We start from the raw sequence: 22,478 nt of genomic DNA on the forward strand, positions 1-22,478 counted from the left end.
CCCGGCAACAATATCATTTCACATTATTAAATAGAAGCCTTGCCGGGCGCTTTGTATCTTTGAAGGAAGGTAAAAAGCGCTTTCAACAGGGCTGATGCCCTCAGAAATCCACCAAGGCTTCCTCTTCAATTCCCAACGCATGAAATTCAATTCTAAAGTTATTCACGCGGGTCAGGCACCGGAAGAAACTTCCGGCGCGGTGATGCCGCCCATTTTCCAGACCTCCACCTACGCGCAGCAGGCCCCTGACGTACACAAGGGCTACGACTATGCGCGGGTCGGCAACCCGACCCGTACCGCCCTTGAGAAGCTCATCGCCGGTATCGAAGAAGCCGAAGCCTGTGCCGCATTCGCCAGCGGCTGCGCCGCTATGGATGCCCTCATGAAAATGCTGCGCCCCGGCGACCATGTGGTGGCCTCCAACGATCTGTATGGCGGCACCTACCGGCTGTTCACACAGGTATTTGCGCCGTTCGGCATTGAATATTCGTTTGTGGATATGACGCGCACCGAAAACGTGGAAGCCGCCCTCCGCCCGCAAACCAAGATGCTGTGGATCGAAACCCCGACCAATCCGCTGCTCAACATCGTGGATATCAGCGCGCTCACCGGTATCGCCAAACCGAAGGGCATCCTCACCGTGGTGGATAACACCTTCGCCTCGCCCTACCTGCAGCAGCCGCTGCTGCTCGGCGCCGATGCCGTTCTGCATTCCACCACAAAATATCTCGGGGGCCACTCCGATGTTATCGGCGGGGCTGTGGCCACATCCCACAAAGCCATCCTCGAAAACCTGCGTTTTCAGGTAAAATGCACCGGGGCCGTTCCCGGCCCTATGGACTGCTACCTTACCCTGCGCGGCATCAAGACGCTTTCCGTGCGTGTTGAGCGCAGCTGCGACAACGCCCGCAAGGTGGCGCACTACCTCCGGGAGCATCCGCTGGTTAAAGATGTGCGGTACCCCGGCTTTGAGGACCACCCCGGCCACGAAACTGCCAAAAAGCAGATGAAGGATTTCGGAGGCATGGTTTCCTTCACCCTGAAGCAGGACGACATCCCGAGCGCACATTTGTTCATGCAGCACACCCGGCTGTTCACCCTGGCTGAGAGCCTCGGCGGCGTGGAGTCGCTCATCAGCCATCCGGCGAGTATGACACACGGCTCCATTCCGGCAGAGGTGCGGCACAAAGCCGGCCTCAACGACTCCCTCATCCGGCTCTCCTGCGGCATTGAAGACGGCGATGACCTCGTCGAAGACCTCGGAAATGCCTTCAATGCCCTTACGTAAGCAGCTCCAACCTACCCTGACCCGACCTCATGAGCGACCCCGAACCCGGCACATCTCCGGCTTACTCAGCGCCCCGGCTCCTCGGATTTTTTGCCGGCACACTGATGCTGCTTTTTGCAGCCGGCTGCTGGAATCCGTTCGCGCCCGGCCTCGGGGAAGGCGACGGTGCCGACGGGCTGCTCGGCGATCCCTCAACGATTGAGGGATTCTTCACCCGCTTCCAAAACGCGTATCAGCTGCGGGATACAACCCTGTACGGTCCGCTCATTGCGCGGGATTTCGTGTTCACCTTCCGGGATTACGACAACAATGTGGACATCAGCTGGGGGCGCAACGAAGAGATGAACAGCACCTACCGGCTGTTCATCAACAGTCAGGATATCCGGATCCGCTGGAACAACATCCTCTCGCAGGATATCAACGCCGAGCGCACCCGGAGTCAGGTCATCCGGCGCTTCGACCTCACCGTGGCACTCGAAGCTTCAGACCTGATCCGCACCGATGGTGCCGTAAATTTTGTACTTGAACGGCCCGATTCGACCGAAAACTGGCAGCTCCGCTCCTGGCGGGACGAATCTGACCTTTAGAGAAATTATTACTATTTGATTGACTCCGAAAACAATTCATAAACCCTAAAAAGAAACCACTGTTATTATGAAAAATGTAGTGATTGTTGGTGCCTACCGCACCCCGATCGGATCCTTCGGTGGAAGCCTCGCCTCCTTCACAGCGCCGGAACTCGGCGCGGCAGCCATCACCGGACTGCTCAAAAAAACAAACTGTAAACCCAACGATGTGCAGGAAGTAATCATGGGCTGTGTGCTCACGGCCGGCGTTGGTCAGGCCCCTGCGCGTCAGGCCGCGCTGAAAGCGGGCCTCGGCTACGACACCCCCTGCACCACCGTCAACAAAGTGTGCGCCTCCGGCATGAAAGCCGTGATGATGGCGGTAAACCAAATACAGACCGGCGAAGCCGATGTAATTGTGGCCGGCGGTATGGAAAGCATGAGCAACGTGCCCTACTACCTGCCGCAGCAGCGCTACGGTGCCAAACTCGGCCACGTGCAGGCGCAGGACGGCATCATCAAAGACGGCCTGTGGGATGTGTACAAAGATTTCCACATGGGCAATGCCGCCGAAATCACTGCAAAAGAGATGAACATCAGCCGCGAAGATCAGGATGCCTTCGCCACCAGCTCCTACAAGCGGGCGCAGAAAGCCACCGCGGAAGGCTGGTTTAAGGATGAAATCATCCCCATCAACGTGAAAGACCGCAAAGGGAACGTCACCAAAATTGAGGAAGATGAAGAAGTAAACCGCGTCAATTTCGATAAACTGCCGGGCCTTCGGCCGGTTTTCCAGAAAGACGGCACCATCACGGCGGCCAATGCGAGCTCCATCAACGACGGCGCCGCGGCCCTGCTCGTGATGAGCGAGGAAAAAGCAGCTGAGCTCGGCCTCACCCCGATTGCACGCATCACCGGGCAGGCAAGTGCCGGCAAAGAGCCCGAGTGGTTCACCATTGCCCCGGCAGATGCCATCCCGCGTGCGCTCAAACGCGCCGGCCGCACCGCTGAGGAAATCGACCTGTTTGAGATCAACGAAGCCTTCTCGGTTGTATCCATCGCCAACAATCAGCTGCTCAAACTCGACCCGGAGAAAGTGAACATTCACGGCGGCGCGGTCAGCATTGGTCACCCGATCGGCTGCTCCGGTGCGCGCATCATCGTTAGCCTGCTGCACGCCCTCAAGCGTACCGGCGGCAAAACCGGCTGTGCGGGCATCTGCAACGGCGGCGGCGGTGCATCCGCGCTTGTGGTCGAAATGATCTGACATCTTTGATGCACTAACAATCTGATTCAGGCCTTCATCCCAAACCGGGATGAAGGCCTGATTGTGATATTGCAAAAATAAATTGTGTACTGCGGAACCCGAAACGGGGCTGTGGGGTATATCCTAAGTCCGTTTGCTTATGAAAGCGGGTACAGGTATTTTAGCCCCTCCTTAATATCTCATCAAAAGATCCGTAATATCGCACAATACGCTACTGATTCTTAGTTTTGACATCGCCTGGCGCAGTTTAAGCCTGTACCGGCATACGTCTTTTTCCAGTTCAACCAGCCCAGTTTTGAAACACGTGCATCTGATATTCCGCGTATTCTGTCTGTTTCTTTTGATGCTAACAGCCGCAAATGCAGCTCAGGCCCAGCATTTGCAGGTTATTCAGGCTACATCCGAATTCACGGATTATGCTTTCACCAACGACAGTCTGCGCGTTTTTTCGCCCGCTTTTCTCGATATCCCCTATCGCGACGGCGAGTTCCGCTACCGCATTCTTGAACAGGATATTGTGCGCACACGTGCACCGCGCCTTTCTTCTGCTGAAGCGCAGCACGGCTCTGAAGAGGATATCTTCACCCTGATACCCAATAGCCGTGTGCCCCTCGCGCAGACTTCTGCACCCCGGGAGATCCGCAAACAGTACCGCTCAGCGCTGCAGCTGAACCTCGCCCGGCGGGATGCCGCACAGCCCGATTATTTTCTCGTAACCCGCAGCCTGCGTGTACGCGTGTACAACGATCAGACCTGGACCCCGCAGGCTGTAGCTGCTTACGAACGCCTGTCGCAGCGCATCCAAAATGAGGGAAATCATCCGCTTAGCTCCGGCACCTGGTATCAGATTCCTGTTTCACGTAACGGCATTTACCGGCTCGACCGCAGCTACCTTCGCGAGCTGGGTATCAATACCGAAGCCATCGATCCGCGTAACATACAGCTTTGGGGCACACCCGGCTTTGAGCTCCCGCTGCCCAATGCTGATCCGCGGCCGGGCTTCGCGCAGATTCCCATCCTTGTAGAAGGCGAAAACGACGGTAGTTTTGGTGCGAACGATGCCGTAATTTTTTATGGCAATGAAGTAAATGAGCGTATTTTCGACCCCTCATCCCGCAGCTGGAGCCACAACACGCACGCCTTCGCCACCACAAACTTCGTTTACCTGACCGTTGGCAATGAGCGCGGCATGCGGCTCAGCCCGTTTCAGGCACAGGGTGGTATTTCGCAGGAAATCGACCGCTTCCGTGATTTTATTTTTATTGAGGATGAGCTTTATATGCCCGAATCGCAGCAGCGCTCCGGCACCCTTTGGTTTGGTCAGCTTTTCACCCCGGAATTCAGCAATCAGGTTATTGTGCGCGACACGCTGCCCGGCTTCATTGCCAACAGCAGTATCGAATTTAACGCCCGAATGGCCGGGCGCTCCCGCTCGCTCATGACCTTTGAATTCAGCCACGACAACAGCGTTTTCGGAACCGTTAACATTGCTCCGATTAACGATTTGAGTTCTTCAACCGGGCGGGCGGCAAACGTAACCAATGTGGTGCGTCAGCTAAATAATATCAGCCTGACCAACAATCAGCTTGAGATCCGGGCGCGCTTCCTCACCAATACGCCGGAATCGAGGGGCTGGGTTGATTTCATCAATATCCGTGCAGAACGGCTGCTGACGCCAAAAAACGGCATCCTCCATTTTTTTTCCCCTGACCTTTCGACCTCTACTACGCAGCTCGCCCGTTACAGCTTTACCGGCTTCACATCCCGACCGCTGGTGATGGATATAACCAACCCCGTAAATCCGGTGCTGATCCCCGCTGAGGGCAGCGGCAACAACTGGTCGGTGCGCTATTTCTACAATGCGGGCCGCAAGCTTATTGCCGCAACCCGGTTTTACACCCCGGCACCCGGCACAGCTGTTGAAAATCAAAACCTGAGGGGCATCAACTTCTTCCCCGATTACATCATTGTAACCGACGAACGCCTGCTCGAGCCCGCACAGCGTCTGGCCGATTACCGCGCGTCCCGCAATGGCCTGAGCCCGCTTATTGTAACCCAAAACCAGATTTTCCACGAATTCAGCGGCGGTGTTCCCGACCCGGTTGCCATCCGCGACTTCATGAAATTCCTCTACGACCGCGCCGGCCTCAACGACGACCTGATGCCCCGCTACCTCATGCTGTTCGGAAACGCAACTTTCGATTACAAAGGCATTGAGGATTCTCCGGTTGAGAATCTCGTATTTAATTTTCAGCACTACGTTGATCTCGACAACCTTTCCCGTACGGGCACCTACGGCAGCGATGATTTCTTTGGTTTTCTGGGGGATGATGAAGGCTCCTGGCTGGCAAGCGACCGTAACAACCGCCTCGATATCGAAATTGGCAGGCTACCCGTAGTTACGGCTCAGCAAGCAAACATCATACTCGATAAAATTGAAGCTTTTGAAAGCCTTGATCAGGCCGGCGACTGGCGCACGCTGTTTACCTTCACCGCCGATGACAACCTTAACAGCAACAACAACGACCGCGACCTGCACACCTACAATGCGGATTTTGTTGCTGAAGCCATTGATGAAGACGCGACCGGCATACGGGTACGCAAGCTGTATCAGTTCAGCTTCCCGCTGGAAAATACGCCGGCAGGCCGCCGGGTACCACAGGGTACCAATGCACTGGTGAATCAGATCAATGCCGGAACACTCACCCTGCATTTTTCGGGTCACGGGGCAGAACAGGTGCTCACTCAGCAACGCCTTTTTCAATCATCTGATATTCCGCGGCTTACCAACCGCAGCCGGCCCATGATTATGGTTACCGCAACCTGCTCTTTCGGCCGTTACGACGATAATGTTGATTTTTCCGGGGCAGAAAAACTCATGCTTCACGACAACGGCGGCTCGGTCGCTGCCATGACAACCTCCCGCGTAGTATTTACAAGCTCAAGCCCGAATGAGAGTCAGGATAACAATTTCGCGCTGCACATCGAGCTTACCCGCCAAATGGTGATGCGCAACCCCGACGGCAGCAACCGCACCATAGGCGATGTGTACCGAAGCACCAAAAACTTCATCCTTGCCAACAACGAAGCGGCCAACCGCAACAGCATCAATAACAGGAAATTTGTACTGCTCGGCGACCCGGCCATGTCGATGGGGCTTCCGGAACAGCAGATGCAGATCACGGCCATCAACGGGCTGCCGGTTAGCGGCAGCAACCCGCCGCTTCAGCTGCGCTCCCTCGACCGGGTAACGGTTGAAGGCAAGGTGCTTGGCACTGGCGGCACTGCCGATTCGGGCTTCAACGGTGAGGGCATCCTCCGCGTATTTGATGCCTCCCGCCTCGAACTGCTTCCCAACCCCGATGTAACCTGTAACCTGCTCACCGACTGCGGCTTCCGCGTTCAAAACGACATCCTGTTCAACGGCCGGGTGAGCATCACCAACGGGCAGTTCAGCACGGAATTCATCATCCCCAAAGACATCGCCTACTCTGACTCACTCGCCCGAATTCACGTGTACGGCATCAACCCCGGGATTTCGGATGCTGTTGGCTCATTTTCCAATTTCTTCCTCAACGGCATCAACCCTGATGCACAAAACACTTTTGAAGGGCCGCAGCTCGATGCCTACCTCAACGACGATAGCTTCGCAAACGGCAGCCTCGTTAACAGAGACCCCGTTTTATTGGTAGATGTTTTCAGTGAAGGCGGCGTAAATACAACAGGGGCCGGCGTGGGCCATGAAATTATAGGCACGCTCCGAAACCTCGACCGGCCGCAGCAGGAGCATACCTTCATCCTCAACGAGTTTTACGCAAGCGCCCTCGACGACTTCACCCGCGGCCGCATCGAATACCCGCTCGATAATCTCGAAGACGGCTCATGGTCTCTGTACGTGCGGGCCTGGGACGTTTTCAACAATGTGGGCGAAACTGAAATTTTCTTTGACGTTAGCGGCGGCAATGACCTCGCCATCCGCAATGTGTACAACTATCCCAACCCGATGCACAACTTCACACGCTTTGCCTTCGAGCACAATCAGGCAGTGGGTCAGCCGCTGGATGTTTTCATCCGCGTGTACACGCTCAGCGGCAGGCCGGTTGCACAAATCAGGGAAAGCCGCATCGCCAACGGTAACCTGGAAATGTTTGAGTGGAACGGCCGCGACGACGACAATAACCGTCTTGCAGCGGGCACCTACCTCTACCATGTACGGGTTAGAACAGACGGCCCGAACGGCCGGCAAACGCAAGAACATATCGAGCGTCTGGTAATTATTCGTTAGTTTGCAGCGTTACAGCTGAATGATTGTTCCAACCAAAAAGCTTTCCATCTGATCTCACCAACAAAACCGAAAATTTCCAAGCCTATCGCCTGAGCACTACTGCATTTTCATTCATCACCCTCTATTCATTCACATCTCTATGAAGAAAATTTCAACCTCTCTTTTTGCTGCTTTTGTATTGCTGGTAGCCGGCGCCGGTCATTCGATCGCTCAGGTAGGCATCACAGCTGTACCTTTCATGCAAATTGAACCCGACTCCCGCACACCGGGCATGGGTAACGCAGGCGTTGCCATTGCCGATAATGCCTCAGCCGTATTCTGGAATCCTGCCGGTCTTGCCTTTCAGGAGCCGGAAACTCAGATCGCCCTTACCTACGCCAACTGGCTGCCGAATTTCAACACCGACCTTTTCTACAACTATCTGGTCGGCAAAACCTACATCGAAGGCATCGGTACCATAGGCGGGCACATCACCTATCTCAACCTCGGCGAGCAAATTCAGACCGATGAAATCGGCCGTGAGCTGCGCAGCTTTTCGAGCTATGAGCTGGCAACAGGCCTCAGCTACGGTTTCCGGCTGAACCAAAACTGGGCCATCGGTACCGGTTTCCGCTTCATCTACAGCCGCCTCACACCCAACATCGACGTTGGCGGGCAGACTGCCAAGGCCGGAACGAGTGTCGGCGTAGATGTTGCCGCACTTTACCGCAGCAACGAATTCGTTTTGTTCGACCGCACCTCCCGCTTCAGCGCCGGTGTGAACCTTTCCAACATCGGCCCTGCCATTCAGTACACCGATGATGCGCAGCGCGATCCGCTGCCAACCCTGCTTCGTGCCGGATTCGCCTACGATATCACTCTCGACAGCGACGGGTATAACACCCTCACATTTGCCGGGGACGTATCCAAAATCATGGCGCGTAACGATACCACAGGCCGCGCCATGGGCGTTGGTGAAGCCCTGTTCCGCTCATGGGATACCTACACCCGCTTCGACGGTCAGGATTTCGTGGAAGTACCCCTCGTTGAGCAGTTCATGTACGCAGTAGGTGTTGAGTACTGGTACAACCAGCAGTTCGCCATCCGTACCGGCTACTTCTACGAAGCCCCCAACAACGGCGACCGTCAGTTCATCACTTTCGGGGCAGGTCTGCGCTACAACATGTTCGGTGTCGACTTCAGCTACCTCTACACCATTCGGGAAGACCATCCGCTGGCAAACACCATCCGATTGTCGGTACTGCTTAATTTCTGACCTCCGGCCGCCTGCTATCTGCTTTTTTTTGAATGGTTTGGGGAAGGTAACGGTGGAAGGCATCACGCCCCCATGAAGTATCTCCGATTGTTCAGCACGCAGAGAAAACCGGTTCAGGCCTTTTTCTCCGAACTTACCGACCATATTTAACAAACCTCCATGTTTGTGAAGTCAACCTTTGGCAGAAGAATATCCCTTGCGGGTATTCTTCTGTTTTTTTTAGCCCCCTGTTTGTCCGCACAAACGCTGCCTTCAGCGGCTGAGCTTGCCGAACGCTTCCGGCCTTTTCAGGCACAGGCAGCAGCCCTTCAGGATGCTTTTCCGCAAAGCCAAACCCAAAACCTTGGCGAAGGCACCATTCACATACTCGCGGTAATGGTGGAGTTTGAGCCTGAGGAAAACCGCTTCACCTCCGGTAACGGCACCTTTGCGCTCGACTACCTCATGCGCGACGACATCACCATCGGGCCGCTGCCGCACGACCGCGGCTATTTTGAAGCACACCTTCAGTTTGCCCGCAACTACTTTCAGCAGGCCTCGGGCGGGCAGCTCGACATCGAATACACCGTGCTCCCGCAGGTGTACCGGCTCAGCAAACCCATGCGCGAGTACTCGCCCACCGGCCCCGACGACAGCCAAAACTTCCGCCTCGGCGACCTCTTCTACGACACCTGGACACTCGTCGCCAACTCGAACCTCCCCGACCTGAGCCACCTGCCGCAGGACCGCACCATGTTCGTGATTTTCCACGCGGGCGCTGGCCGCGACATCGAGCTTACAGGCACCACACTCGACAACACCCCGCAGGACATCCCCTCCGTATTTCTGAATCAGCGGGCGATTGAACGGCTCTCCTCCGCTGCAGGCCCAAATTTCAGCGGCATTCCGCTGCAGGACGGCCTTCGCGTAACCAACTCGGCCATTCTCCCCCAAACCCAAAGCCGCCGCGGCGAAGATGTAACCGGCGAAGAATTCGTACTCGAGCTCTCCATCAACGGCATTCTGGCGGCCAATATCGGCAGTTTTATCGGGCTGCCGGATTTATTCGACACCGAAACCGGTCGCTCAGGTATCGGGCAGTTCGGCCTGATGGACGGCGCCGGCATCTTCGCCTGGTACGGCCTCATCCCGCCACTGCCTTCTGCATGGGAACGTCAGTTTATGGGATGGGATACGCCCTTCGACATCAGCCTCAGCGCCGGCACCGCGTTTGAGCTTCCAGCCGTTTCTTTGGGTCAGCCGCAGCGCATTGCCCGGCACCGCATCTCCTCCGACGAATATTTTCTGGTTGAAAACCGGCACCGCGACCCCTTCGGCACCGGCGTTGCGCTCACCTTCCGCCTGCCCGACGGCAGTTTTGAAACCCGAAATTTCACCAACGAGGAAGAACGCTTCAGCCCCAACGATCAGCGCAAGTACAAAGAAATCCTCCCGGCCGGCGTGCTCGTGAATGTGAGCAACTTCGACTGGGCCGTACCCGGCGGCCTCGATATCGGTCAGGACGGGCAAAGCGGCACCGACGACGACCGCCTCCTCAACGGCGGCATGCTCATCTGGCACATCGATGAAGCGGTGATCCGCGCCCAAAAGCCCAACAACGCTATCAACAACAACCCGGCCCGCAGAGGTGTGGCCCTGCAGGAAGCCGACGGCGCGCAGGATATCGGCCGCCCCGCATTCGGCCTGAGCAACTTCTCGAGCGGCGGCCCCTTCGACTTCTGGTGGAGCGGCAACGATTTTACGGTGATCACCGCCTCCGGGCAACGCATTATCATTTATGAGAACCGCTTCGGCGACGACACCTTCCCCAACAACCGCAGCAATACCGGCAGCCCTTCCTTTTTCGAATTTTACGATTTCTCCGGTAATCTGCCCACCGCATCGTTCAGGGCAAGGCGCGCATCACCCGAAAATATCACCCTGCTGTTTGAAGGAAACCTCGGCAAAAGCACCGGCCTTTTCGACGGCAGGCACTACTCATGGCCGCGTGCACTCACGCTTTTTGAGCCGCCCAACGAGCAGGCGTTCCTCCTCATCCCTGACGATATTTCGGTGAGCGTTCTCCCGATCAGCGAAGAAGACGGCATCAACCTTTCTGAACGCTCAGAAATAGCACCCGGCACCGTAATGCCGTTGTACACCCAAACCACAGCCTCTGCCGCTCAAAACGCCGTGCTTTTGGTGTCGGAAGGCGACAGCGGCTTCACGGCCCGCTTTTTCCGCTATGAGCAGGAGCAGTTTTCCGCAAGCTGGGAAACGCCCTTACCCGAAGTTGCCGGAGGAAAGCCCTCGGGCATACAGCAGGGGCAGCTCATAGATCTCGACACAACGCCCGTACGGCTCACAGCGGCCGACGGCAGCCTGCAGCTCACAGAGGGCGGCTATCAGGAAAGCGTCTCTATCGGCTTCAAAGCCATCATCGAAAACGAAATACTGCGCACGAGCGACGGACGCATCACCCGCGACCTGCGCCGCGAGCCCTTTTTTACCCGGCGGTATGCAAGCATGGTGCAGGTTTCTGAAGATGCGGCACCTCAGCCGCTGCTCATCACCCAAACCGGTCTGCGGCTGATTGCCGCTGAAGAGCGCGATGATGTGGTGATTGCCGAAACCGAACTCTGGCCCGGCGTGAGCTGGCCGGCTCTGGTCGATTTCGATCAGGACGGCTCTCTCGATTTTCTTTTTGTTGATTTCGTGCAAAACCGCCTCGAAGCTCGCAACACCAACGGCGCCTACCTCTGGAACTTCCCCCTCGAAGCCCCGCGCGGTCAGCAGTTTTTGGGCACGCCCATTGTAGCGGACCTCACCGGCGACGGCCGCCCCGACCTGCTCGTGCCTGCCGCCGACAGCCTCTCCTACCTCATTCACGGCTTCGATAATGAACTCCGGCCCATTGACGGCTTCCCCCTTTATGTGGGATCCCTTTCGGAAGATGACCTCAAGCGCCCGCTTCAGCCGCTGCTTTCCGGCGACCGGCTCTACGCGCTCGGCCCCGGCGGCGACCTCAAAATCTGGCAGCTTGAGGGCATAGGTGAAATTTTCTGGCGCTCGGTGTACGGCAACAATCCTGAAAATAAAGTAAGCGGGCCGCAGCCTGAAACGGGCATCTCAGCCCCGGCATTCGGTCTGCTCAACAGCTCCGAAACCTACAACTGGCCCAACCCGGCAGGCAGCGAAACCTGGATCCGCTATCAGACTGAAACGGAGGCCGACATCACCATCACCGTTCTCAGCATGAGCGGTACCCGCCTGTTCGAGCAGCGTTTGCGCGCACGCGGCGGCACCCCGGAAGAAATCCGTATCGACACCTCCGGCTGGAGCAGCGGCGCCTACTACGCCCGCGTACGCGCCTCTGCCGACGGACGCGAAGAAACCAAGCTCATCCGTATCGCCGTGATTCGTTAGCCGCCCCCTCATCCCCGTTTTTTTATCCGCATGAACCGATCCCTCACCCGTTTTTCAACTCCCATCCTGCTGAGCCTGCTCATTCTGTTTTTGGGGATGGGTGCTCTTAACAGCCTTCAGGCGCAGCAGCGGCCCGCTTTTCTGACCTACCCGCACAACCACCTGGACTGGTACACCATCCGCAGCGATCATTTTCTGGTGCACTTTCAGGAAGGCAACGACCGGCCGGCACGGGTCATTTCCCGCATTGCGGAAGAAGTCTGGACCGAAATCACCACCCTCTACGACTACGAGCCCGACATCCCGCTGAGCATCGTACTCATCGACCGGGAAGACTACTCGAACGGGGCCGCATATTTTTTCGACAACAAGATTGAGATCTGGCTCCCCTCCCTCGATACGCCGTTCCGCGGCAGCAACAACTGGCTCCGGAACGTAATCACGCACGAATTTGTGCACATCGTGCAGATTCAGGCCTCCATGCGGGGCACCCGCACCCGGCCGATCACCTACCTGCAGTGGCTCTCCTACGAAAACGTGCGCCGCCCTGACGTGCTCTACGGCTACCCCTCAGGCATCATCAGCTTTCCGGTTTCGACCGTTAACGTGCCGGCCTGGTTTGCCGAAGGCACCGCGCAGTTCATGACCAACGATCTGCTCTACGACTACTGGGACAGCCACCGCGATATGATGCTGCGCACGCGCGTTCTCGACGGCACCGAGCTGGGGCTGGTCGAAAAAGGTCATTTTGCCTCCAAAAACAGCATGGAGCGCGAACTTTCGTACAATCAGGGCTTTGCCTTCACGCAGCACCTGGCCGACCGATTCGGCGAGCAGGTAATCGCCGACATCACCCGAGAGCTCCAAAACAGCCGCGACATCCGCAACGCCATGCGCCGCGCAACCGGCATACCCGGCGAAGAGCTCTACCAAAGCTGGGTTGACAGCCTGCGCACCGCCTACGCCGACTTCGCGGCCAACATCCGCGTAAGCCCCGCCGAGCCGGTTTACGATCTCGGCTTCATCAACATGCAGCCTGCCTTCACCCCCGACGGACGCGTTGCCTTCCTCAGCAATCAGTTCTTCGACTTTGCCCGTACCGCGCTGGTCGTTCTCGATGAAAACGGGAACACCCGCGAGCTTGCGGGTCCCGGCCGCGCAACGGCCGACCCGCAGGGCGGCGCTTTCCGGCACAGCTGCGGCATGTACTCCCGGCCGCTCATCAGCCGCATCAGCAGCGGCTACAGTTTCTCGCCCGACGGCGCGCAGGTTGCGTACAGCTTTATCGAGCAGAACCGCTTCGGCGAAACCTACGGCGACATCTACCTGCTCGACACCGAAACGAATCGCCGCACGCAGCTCACCCGCGACGCCCGCCTGCACGAACCCGCATGGTCGCCCGACGGCAGCCGCATCGCCGCGCTTCAGCTCACCGACGGCAGCCTGAACCTGGTCACCGTCCATCCCAAAACCGGCGATATCACCACGCTCAGCAGCTTCGCCCAAAGCGAACAGCTCTTCAACCCGGCCTGGTCGCCCGACGGCAGCCGCATTTTTGCCGCCAAAGGCGATCATCAGCGGGGCCGTTACATCGTGAGCTTCGACCCGCAAAATCCCGGCACGCACGAAGTTGTGCTGCAGCAGCCCGGCACCGATTTCCGCGATCCCTTCGTGAGCCCCGACGGCCGCCACCTCTACCTTGCCGCGGACTTCAACCATAAATTCGACATCTACCGCTTCGATCTCGAAAACGGGGGTCCACTCGTTCAGCTCACCGACGTCATCGGCGGAGCCTTCATGCCACATGTAAACGAAGCCGGCGCGCTGCTCTACTCCGAGTTTACCTCCACCGGCTACAAAATCCGCCGCGCAGATGTCGAAACCCTGCTCGCACACAACGCGAGCCACCGGCTGGCCGAACGCCCCGCTTTCGGACCGCAGCCGCGCGTACGCAATCTCAGCCCGCTCAACACCTTCAGCGACACCGACCTCGAGCCTTTTTCAGAGGAGCAGTACCAGCAGGTGAGGCGCGAGCCGCACGTATTTGAACTCGAAACCCGCGGTCAGCCCGACACCCGCGAGTTCATTTCGTACGAAGACACCTTCATCTCATTCAGCTTTCTGCCAACCATCCGCTTCGACAACTACTCGCAGGAATTCGGCCGCAACAGCTCCCTCGTAAAAGCCGGCAATTTCGGCGATCTGGGCCGCAACATCCTCCGCGATACAAAACTGGGCTTCTACATGAGCTCGCGGGAAATGCTCGACCGCCTCTCCCTGTTCGGCGGGCTGCTCGTAGGGCCTGCCTCCCGCGATGCAGAAACCGTGAATGATTTCTTTCGTCCCGGCCGGCTTGTCGATCTCGACCGCGACCTCTTCCTCATCGCCGAATACACCGGCCTGCCCTTCATAGAGCGGCACTGGTCGCCCACGGTCGAAATCGGGCTGTACAATTTGCGCCGCAACGTCAAAAATGGCCTCGAAATCGAAGAATTCCCCTGCACCGCCTGTCTGCCCGATACCACCGCCATCGACATCGCCTACGACATCTGGCAGGCGGAAATCAACCTCTACAGCAAGCTCAACCGCTTCAGCCTGGTGCAGCTGGGCTGGCACCACACGCCCTACCGCGTATCCACACAGTCGTTTTTCTCGAACGAATTCAACGACTTCGTGCCCGGCTCCACGGCGCGCTATTTCATCGGCAACACCCTCACCGCGGCCTACGTGGTAGATGCCTACCTGCCCTGGCGGCACGGCGACATCTCCCCGATCGGCTTCCGCGGGCACATCCGCTACAACTATCAGCCGGGCCGCCTGCTCGACCGCTACGAAATCCGCGACGGCACGCTCATCCCCGTGTACAACACCTACCGCAACCACTCCGTCGAGCTCGACGCCCGCTACGGCTTTTGGGGGCCGTTCAGCCGTGTAATGCAGCTGCGCACCCGCATGTTCACCTACTTCGACAACCCCGACGAGTACTTTTTCCTCGATTACATCGGCGGCTTCGACGGCATGCGCAGCTACCCTTTCTTCGCACTGGGCGGCAACCGCACCGCCTTCGCGCAGCTGTCGGTAATGCAGCCGCTGTTCACCAACATCAACCGGCAGCGGGGCGCCTTCACCCTCGATAAAGTCTTCGCCCGCTTCTTTGCGGAAACCGGCAACGGCTGGGGCGGCCCCCTCGATATCGGCGACAACCTCAAAACCGGCATCGGCGCCGAGCTGCGGATCAACATTCAGTCGTTCTACCTGTTCCCGAGCCGCTTTTTCATCAGCGGTGCCTACGGCCTCAATCAGTTCGACCTGCGCGTACCCGAAGGCTTCGTGAGCGCCGATCAGCGCGAAACCGTCCGTTTCGGCGGCGAAGTGCTCATTAACTTTGGCCTGCTCTTCGATTTCGAACTCTAACCCCCTGTTGAAACCGCCTATAATTTAGTAACGATGGATGATGAACGCCTTGCTCCTTACAGCACTCCGGCTGCGGCCATCCGCCACAGCGGCTCCGAAAAGCATCGCTTGTTATCGGATGATGAAATCAGGCCCTGCCCTTCATCCTTCGGTTCATCAACACTCCGAAAATCCTGCGCAGTAACAGCGCGCCTGCGTTCCCGTCAATATCCTCCCAGTACCCTGAAACCCTGACTGCCCATGTGTAAAGCCCGTTCCTTTTCCGTATCTGTCTTGCTCTTGCTGTCAGTTGCCTGCCTGACTGCGCTGCTGCCTGCCGCAGCAAACGCGCAGCACTTCACCGGAAATCAGGCCGGTATTCACACACTCAGCGGAAATACTTTGCCCGGTCTCAGCCTGGCCTCACAGCTCACCTCCGGTGAGCTTGACACCTGGCTGCGCATGCATGAAGATGCTGAAGCATCAACTCCGGCCCTTCAGCTCCGCTACAACGCACAGGCCGACCGGGCATGGAACGAGTTCGGGCTGCACCTCCGTGAGCAGGCCGCATTCGCTGCCGGAGAAACGGCGCGTGCACCGCGCGGCATCATGCGCACTATATCGGAAACACCCGGCCTTGCCTTTCTAAGCTCCGCTCTGGTACCGGGCCTGGGTCAGGCCGCGAACCAGCAGTGGTGGAAAACAGCCCTGTTTGCCGGTATCGAAATCAGCTCTATCTACCTGATGATCGACTACCGCCGTACCGGCGACCGCAAACAGCAGCAATACAACGATTTCGCTGATGCACACTGGAGCGTGGTACAATACGCGCAGTTTCTGGTACAATACACACAGCTGGATATGCGCCTGGAAGACGTACTCACCCCGGAGGGGCGTCAGGTACTTCTCGATAACGGCTTCGTGCGCGCCACCTTCAACACCGAGATCGACTGGGCCATGATTGACCTGGCCCGGCTGAACGAGTTTGAGTTCGGCACGCTCTCCCGCGTAACCGGCCGGCCGCTGTCGCACGTGGTGAATCCCTACGGCTCGCAGCAGTATTACGAGCTGCCGAGCAAGTACTTTCAGTTTGCGCCGGGCTGGCGCGACTGGAACCGCGATATCAGCATCATCGACGGAGGCGTTGCTGATATGCCGCCAAGCTGGCGCTATCACGCGGCCCTGGAAGAGGAGTTCAACGATGCGCTGCGGTTCTCCGGTGCTATGGGCATGCTGCTGATTGCCAACCATGTTTTTGCTGCCTTCGACGCCTTTTTCGTATCACAGCTGCGCATGCACCGCAGTCAGCTGGAAACAACGGCTGCGCTCACTGCCGGCGGGCGGCCCTCGGTTCAACTATCCTTAAATTTTTAGTATCTTACAGGCTTGTTCCGCTAACGCTTAGCAGCACAACAAATAAGCCGTTCTGCCTTTTCCCAACTCCCATTCATGTCCGCATTTAAAGATCTCATAACCGACAAGCGACTGTACATCGGCTTTTTTCTGCTCCTGTTTTCCGGCCTTGTTATCCTTTTCCTTGCCGATAGGGTCATTATGCCGGCCTACACCAAATACAATCAGGGTGTAACTGTACCGGATGTAACCAAAGTTGCCTACGAAGATGCTATCGGCCTGCTGCAGCAGGCAGGCTTACGCTATGAAATCATCGACAGGCGCTCCAACGAAGCCTTCCCGCCGAACTTTGTGCTCGATCAGGCACCGCGCGGCAACATGCTGGTTAAACCCAACCGAAAGGTGTACCTCACCGTTAACGCCGCCGAAACACCCATGGTAAGCGTGCCCGATGTACAGAATATTTCGCTGCGCAACGCACAGATACAGCTGCAAAGCCACGGGCTTGAGCCCGGGTTTGTGGAGTACGTATCCTCCCGCTTCCCCAATATTGTGATGGGGCAGAGCGTGCCTGCCGGCGAATCGGTACGGCGGGGCACGCCGATAAACCTCGTTGTAAGCGACGGCCTCGGCATGAACCGCGTGGCGGTACCCGAAATTATCGGCAAGCGCCTTGCCATCGCACAGCGGGAAATCCGCCAAAGCGGCCTGAGAATCGGACAGATTGTGTTTCAGCCGGTGAGCGGTATGGAGCCTAACCTGGTGATTTCCTTCAGCCCCGCAGAAGCCGATTCGCTGTTTGAAGGCGAGCGCATCGACCTCGTGGTCTCCGAGCTTTCCAACCTGCGCGAAGCCGAAGAGCGGGGCGTTGAAATCGACGACCAAACCGAATTAGGCCGCGTGGTTCCCGACAGCCTCATCATTCCGCAAACCGACAACGGTTCGGATAACTCCGATGACTGATCCGGACTCGGGGCACATCACCCTGCAATAAACAAAATACATGCTGCCCTACACCTGCCTCTGATGAGGGCACAGCAGCCATCACCTTAAAAAAAATCTTACCTGTGAACATCCGGCATTCCCTGCACGAGCATTACAATTTTCCCGCCATTGCGCCCTCCATCCTGGCTGCCGATTACACAAAACTTGGTGCTGAAATTGAGAGCTGCACAAAATCCGGGATTAAATGGATACACTGCGACGTGATGGACGGCCATTTTGTGCCCAACATCAGCTACGGCCCTATGATTGTGGAAGCCGCGCGGCGCAGCGCCCCGGATGCCTTCCTCGACACCCATCTGATGATTTACAACCCGGCGCAGTATCTTGAAGCCTTCCAAAAAGCCGGCGCCAATCTTATCAGCATTCACGCCGAAGCCGACCCGCACGCGCACCGCACCCTGAGCGCCATTAAGGAACTCGGGCTTTACGCCGGTATCGCCATCAACCCCGGCACCCCGCTCACCCAAATCGAAGAGCTGCTCCCCGAAGTAGATCTCGTTTGCGTGATGAGCGTGAATCCCGGCTTTGGCGGGCAGAAATTCATCAACGGCAGCATCCCCAAAATTCAGCGGCTCGCTGCCTGGCGCAAGCAAATGGGCCTGAATTTCCTCATCGAAATTGACGGCGGTGTTGGTGTTGATAATGCGGAAATGATTGCCCGTGCCGGTACCGATGTGCTGGTGGCCGGCAGCAGCGTTTTCGGCGCCGAAGACCGGCAGGAGCGCATACAGCGGCTCACGCAGAAATGCATCATCGGCAGCACCGATCTCGCCTGAGCCGCTGCGGAATGATTCCGACTGCTGCATCATTTCTCACAGAGCAACCCAACTTTCAAACCTCTCTCCCATCGCCCTCTTTTGATAGAACAAACCATTGAAATTAAAGATGTTGAGCCTGTGCTGGTATTCGGCATACAGGACCGCATCCTCAAAAAAATTGAAACAGCCTACCCTGGCGCTACACTCTCGGCACGGGGAAACAAAATTAAGATTTCCGGCTCGAGCGAAGACTTTGCCGAAATCAACGATCTGGTGAACCGGCTGATCCGGCTGGCCATCCGCAACAAAGCCGTGACCGATCAGGACGTAAACACCCTGCTCAACATGAAGCTGGGCGAGCGCCTCGCCGACGACAACGCCACGGCCCCGGCTGACGGCGAAACCATCGTGCGCACGCACACCGGCGAAGTGGTTCGCGCAAAAACCCCGAATCAGAAGCGCATCGTAGAAGCCTCCGCCAAAAACGACATCGTTTTCGCGATTGGTCCGGCCGGTACCGGCAAAACCTACACCTCGGTAGCCATAGCCGTTAAGGCCCTGAAAGAGAAAAAAGTCAAGAAAATTGTGCTCGTGCGTCCCGCGGTTGAGGCCGGCGAAAATCTGGGCTTCCTGCCCGGCGGCCTCAAAGACAAAATCGACCCCTACCTGCGTCCGCTCTACGATGCGCTGGAAGAGATGATCGACAAAGACCGCCTCGACCTCAACATGACCAAAAACGTGATTGAGATTGCCCCGCTCGCCTATATGCGCGGCCGTACCCTGAACAACGCCTTCGTAATTCTGGATGAAGCGCAGAACGCGACGAACATGCAGATGAAGATGTTCCTCACCCGCCTCGGCTTCAACTCGCGGGCGATTATCACGGGTGACATCACCCAAACCGACCTGCCGCGCCTGAAGCAGTCGGGTCTGATTTCCATCCAGCAGATTCTCAAAAATATTGACGGCATCGAGTTCGTGTACCTCGATCAGCGGGATGTGGTGCGGCACAAGCTCATCCGCGAAATCATTTCGGCCTATGAGCGGCACGAGCAAAAAGAAGAGGCGCGCCTTGAGAAAGCAGAACAGGAGCGCATCGCTGCCGCGAAACAGCGGGAACAAGGGAAACCCGGCTCATGAGCTATAAAGTCATCCCCCTGCATGAAGGCGTCTTTTCAGTCGGCTGGGACAAACAGTTCAAACGCATCCGCCGGGAAGATCCGCCGGGGAAAGCATCCCTCAAAATTGCCCTCAACCCGTTCCTGATACAGACGCCTGAGCGCAACATGCTCATCGACTGCGGCCTGGGCACCTTCGGGCTTGAAAACCACACCGCAATTCTGCTCAACAACCTGGACGAGCTGGGACTTAGCGAGCGGGACATCACCGATGTATTTTGCAGCCATCTCCACTACGACCACATCGGCGGGCTTGCGCACCAAACCAACGGCTACTGGGAGCTGACCTTCCCCGATGCCACCATCTGGGCCTCAGAAAAAGAGTGGGCGAAAATGCTTCAGACATCTGATGAAGAGGTGCCGCACGACGAATTTGTGAACTTCATCGAAGCCCGCGGCGACCTTGAGCTGATGGGCGATGAAGCCGAACCCAACGAATACATCCGCAGCTACACCATTGGCGGACACACCGAGTTCAGCCGCCTAACGGAAGTGCGGCTCGGGAAGCAGCTGCTGATCATGGCCGGCGACGTTCTGGGCACCCGGGGTGCCATAAACCGGCGCTACGCGGCCAAATACGACTTCGACGGCAAGAAAAGCATGGCCCTCCGCGAAGAAATTCAGGAGCGGGCTTACCGCGAAAACGCCATCCTCATGGCCTATCACGACACTGTACATCCTTTGTTCCGGCTTTCAGACTACGATGCCGACAAAGGCTACCATATCACGAACGTTGAACCTATCTATGAAGCAGGTTAAGCTGGATACTATTATTCAAGGACTGCAAAACCGGGGGATTAAAGGCGCTGACGCCGCTGTAATTTTAGGCTCAGGACTGGGCGACTTTGCTGCCATGCTCGAAAACCGGCAGGACATCCCGTACGCTGAAATCGACGGCATGCCGACCGTAAGCGTTGCCGGCCACGCCGGGACCTTCCACTACGGCACCATCGGCGGCAAAACGGTGCTGGCTTTTGGCGGGCGTTTCCACAGCTATGAGGGCTACCCGCAGGAAGTAACGCTCGCGCTGGTGCACATCACCCACCGGCTGGGCATTAAAAAGCTGATCATCAGCAACGCGGCAGGCGGCATCACCTCACGCCTGCAGGTCGGCGATCTGCTGCTGATTACCGACTGCATGGGTCCGAACCTGAGCTACGGGCTGCGCGGCACTCCGAAAGTAACGCGCCGCTTCGACAATGTGCCCCTGCGCAGCCGGATCCTGAAGCTTGCGGCCTCAGAGGGCATCACGCTGCAGCACGGCACCTACCTCTACGTGAGCGGGCCGACCTACGAAACCAAGGCCGAAATCCGCGCTTTCCGCATCATGGGCGCCGATGTTGTGGGCATGAGCACCGCCCCGGAGCTTGCTGAAGCCACACGCCTGGGCATCCTCACCATCGGCCTCACCCTGGTCACCAACATGGCAACCGGCGTGAGCAGCGGCAAGCTCGATCACAGCGAAGTAAAAGAAACCGCCGAAAGCCGGAAAGACGACTTCGGCCGGCTGGTCAGCCGCCTCATTCAGGAATCATTCGATTAGTAGGTGCAGGGTGATGGCTGCTGTGCCCTCCGGACAATTCAGCGGCGGGGCCGGCCCTTTTTGGGGACTTCATCGCCAACTCCTTGCGCAACCACAATTTTTATTCATAAGCTTAACTTTCGGTCAGTACCATGGAAATCATCCTTAAGCGACTCAACCAAAACGTCCATTTTGAAGCGACCAATGCCGACGGCAGCACTGTACACATCGACGGCTCCCCGGCTATCGGCGGCGAAGGAAAGGGCATGCGTCCGATGGAGCTGCTGCTCACAGCCGTAGCCTCGTGCAGCGTTTTCGACATCGTGAGCATCCTCCAAAAACAGCGTGAGCCGCTGGAAGACGTGCAAATCAGTGCCCGCGGCAAGCGGGGTGAAGGCGCCGACGTGAAGCCCTTCACCGAGATCAAGCTCGTCTTTACGCTCAAGGGGGCGCTCAATCAGGAAAAAGCGCGGCGGGCCGTGAGTCTGGCGGTCGAAAAATACTGCTCAGTCGGGGCAAGCCTCGATCCGAACATCCCGGTGAGCTGGGATGTTGTATTCGAAGACTAAGCTCATCCCCCCAAACGCCACCGGACAAACCCCGCGGCGTTTCAACCCTTCGGAAAAACGACCATGCCGACAGAAAGCTTCCTCAGCCAACTTTACAGCGAACATCAGCAGGCAGGGCGGTGTCCGTCGCCGGCGCTGGTTAACGATTTTTTCAACCGCCTGCTCGGCTTCCTGTTTCCGGAGATCAGCACAAGCACCTATCAGGATGAAGACGCCTTCCGCGCAGCCTTCAGCAAGCTGGAAACGGATTTCCGCTACATCCTCTCCCGGCGCATGCAGCGCGATGCTGCAGAAGACGAAGCCATTTTGAGGCACTTTTTTGACAGTCTGCCCGAAATCCGGCAGATGCTTCTCGAAGACATCGAAGCCATGTACGAGGGCGATCCGGCGGCCAAAACCCTTACCGAGGTTGTGCGCACCTATCCCGGCTTCTACGCCATTGCTTCCTACCGGATTGCGAACTGCCTCGCCGGCAAAGGCCTCAGCCTGATTGCGCGCATCATTTCCTCGAACGCGCACAGCAAAACGGGAATCGACATCCATCCTTCCGCGCAAATCGGGCGTCATTTCTGTATCGACCACGGTACCGGCATTGTGATTGGCGAAACAACGAGGATCGGGGAGCACGTCAAAA

General features: G+C 57.4%; 15 protein-coding genes. All 15 read left to right on the top strand.

The features are described 5' to 3' along the window. Positions 1-139 precede the first annotated feature (139 nt). Complete coding sequence (locus tag LAT75_RS05460; RefSeq protein WP_291481622.1) at positions 140-1,288, top strand: cystathionine gamma-synthase; 1,149 nt, start codon at positions 140-142, stop codon at positions 1,286-1,288. Between the two features lie 29 nt (positions 1,289-1,317). Next, entirely contained in the window at positions 1,318-1,875 is a 558-nt protein-coding gene (locus tag LAT75_RS05465; RefSeq protein WP_291481623.1) for a hypothetical protein, read from the top strand. 67 nt (positions 1,876-1,942) lie between these two features. Next, entirely contained in the window at positions 1,943-3,121 is a 1,179-nt protein-coding gene (locus LAT75_RS05470; RefSeq protein ID WP_291481624.1) for an acetyl-CoA C-acyltransferase, read from the top strand. A 343-nt stretch (positions 3,122-3,464) separates the two neighbouring features. Next, positions 3,465-7,406, top strand: a complete 3,942-nt coding sequence (gene porU / locus LAT75_RS05475) for a type IX secretion system sortase PorU (protein ID WP_291481625.1) — start codon at positions 3,465-3,467, stop codon at positions 7,404-7,406. Positions 7,407-7,545: 139 nt separating this feature from the next. After that, positions 7,546-8,661, top strand: coding sequence for a type IX secretion system outer membrane channel protein PorV (gene porV / locus LAT75_RS05480; protein WP_291481626.1), 1,116 nt, complete (start codon positions 7,546-7,548; stop codon positions 8,659-8,661). Positions 8,662-8,892: 231 nt separating this feature from the next. After that, a complete protein-coding gene (locus LAT75_RS05485) occupies positions 8,893-12,066 on the top strand; it encodes an FG-GAP-like repeat-containing protein (protein ID WP_291481627.1) in 3,174 nt (1,057 codons plus the stop codon). 30 nt (positions 12,067-12,096) lie between these two features. Next, on the top strand, positions 12,097-15,480 hold the full coding sequence (locus LAT75_RS05490; RefSeq protein WP_291481628.1) for a hypothetical protein: 3,384 nt from the start codon (positions 12,097-12,099) through the stop codon (positions 15,478-15,480). 273 nt (positions 15,481-15,753) lie between these two features. Next, positions 15,754-16,833 (top strand): DUF5683 domain-containing protein, encoded by a 1,080-nt coding sequence (locus LAT75_RS05495; RefSeq protein WP_291481629.1) that lies wholly within the window; start codon positions 15,754-15,756, stop codon positions 16,831-16,833. A gap of 75 nt (positions 16,834-16,908) precedes the next feature. Continuing rightward, on the top strand, positions 16,909-17,775 hold the full coding sequence (locus LAT75_RS05500; RefSeq protein WP_291481630.1) for a PASTA domain-containing protein: 867 nt from the start codon (positions 16,909-16,911) through the stop codon (positions 17,773-17,775). 104 nt (positions 17,776-17,879) lie between these two features. Beyond that, the gene (rpe, locus tag LAT75_RS05505) at positions 17,880-18,593 is read left to right on the top strand and encodes a ribulose-phosphate 3-epimerase (RefSeq protein ID WP_291481631.1); all 714 of its coding nucleotides are present in this window, start codon (positions 17,880-17,882) and stop codon (positions 18,591-18,593) included. A gap of 81 nt (positions 18,594-18,674) precedes the next feature. Beyond that, the gene (locus LAT75_RS05510) at positions 18,675-19,715 is read left to right on the top strand and encodes a PhoH family protein (RefSeq protein WP_291481632.1); all 1,041 of its coding nucleotides are present in this window, start codon (positions 18,675-18,677) and stop codon (positions 19,713-19,715) included. Next, positions 19,712-20,512: an MBL fold metallo-hydrolase gene (locus LAT75_RS05515; RefSeq protein ID WP_291481633.1), complete on the top strand. Its 801-nt coding sequence runs from the start codon at positions 19,712-19,714 to the stop codon at positions 20,510-20,512. Before LAT75_RS05510 ends, LAT75_RS05515 begins: the two co-directional genes overlap by 4 nt. Further along, positions 20,499-21,296 (top strand): purine-nucleoside phosphorylase, encoded by a 798-nt coding sequence (locus LAT75_RS05520; RefSeq protein ID WP_291481634.1) that lies wholly within the window; start codon positions 20,499-20,501, stop codon positions 21,294-21,296. Before LAT75_RS05515 ends, LAT75_RS05520 begins: the two co-directional genes overlap by 14 nt. Before the next feature lie 131 nt (positions 21,297-21,427). Beyond that, positions 21,428-21,844 carry an OsmC family protein gene (locus LAT75_RS05525; protein ID WP_291481635.1) on the top strand — a complete coding sequence of 139 codons (417 nt, stop codon included), beginning with the start codon at positions 21,428-21,430 and terminating at the stop codon, positions 21,842-21,844. 63 nt (positions 21,845-21,907) lie between these two features. Beyond that, a partial coding sequence (locus tag LAT75_RS05530) for a serine acetyltransferase (RefSeq protein ID WP_291481636.1) occupies positions 21,908-22,478 on the top strand: 571 nt, incomplete at its 3' end.

Origin of the sequence: Cyclonatronum sp., from assembly GCF_022565315.1 — a bacterium.
Classification (GTDB): Bacteria; Bacteroidota; Rhodothermia; order Balneolales; family Cyclonatronaceae; genus Cyclonatronum.

Excerpts from the sequence above, each read along its gene's own strand:
- LAT75_RS05490 (WP_291481628.1), top strand. The coding sequence starts at position 12,097 with ATGAACCGATCCCTCACCCGTTTTTCAACTCCCATCCTGCTGAGCCTG.
- LAT75_RS05525 (WP_291481635.1), top strand. The coding sequence starts at position 21,428 with ATGGAAATCATCCTTAAGCGACTCAACCAAAACGTCCATTTTGAAGCG.
- porU (WP_291481625.1), top strand. The coding sequence starts at position 3,465 with ATGCTAACAGCCGCAAATGCAGCTCAGGCCCAGCATTTGCAGGTTATT.
- LAT75_RS05465 (WP_291481623.1), top strand. The coding sequence starts at position 1,318 with ATGAGCGACCCCGAACCCGGCACATCTCCGGCTTACTCAGCGCCCCGG.
- LAT75_RS05515 (WP_291481633.1), top strand. The coding sequence starts at position 19,712 with ATGAGCTATAAAGTCATCCCCCTGCATGAAGGCGTCTTTTCAGTCGGC.
- LAT75_RS05460 (WP_291481622.1), top strand. The coding sequence starts at position 140 with ATGAAATTCAATTCTAAAGTTATTCACGCGGGTCAGGCACCGGAAGAA.
- LAT75_RS05520 (WP_291481634.1), top strand. The coding sequence starts at position 20,499 with ATGAAGCAGGTTAAGCTGGATACTATTATTCAAGGACTGCAAAACCGG.
- LAT75_RS05470 (WP_291481624.1), top strand. The coding sequence starts at position 1,943 with ATGAAAAATGTAGTGATTGTTGGTGCCTACCGCACCCCGATCGGATCC.
- LAT75_RS05500 (WP_291481630.1), top strand. The coding sequence starts at position 16,909 with ATGTCCGCATTTAAAGATCTCATAACCGACAAGCGACTGTACATCGGC.
- porV (WP_291481626.1), top strand. The coding sequence starts at position 7,546 with ATGAAGAAAATTTCAACCTCTCTTTTTGCTGCTTTTGTATTGCTGGTA.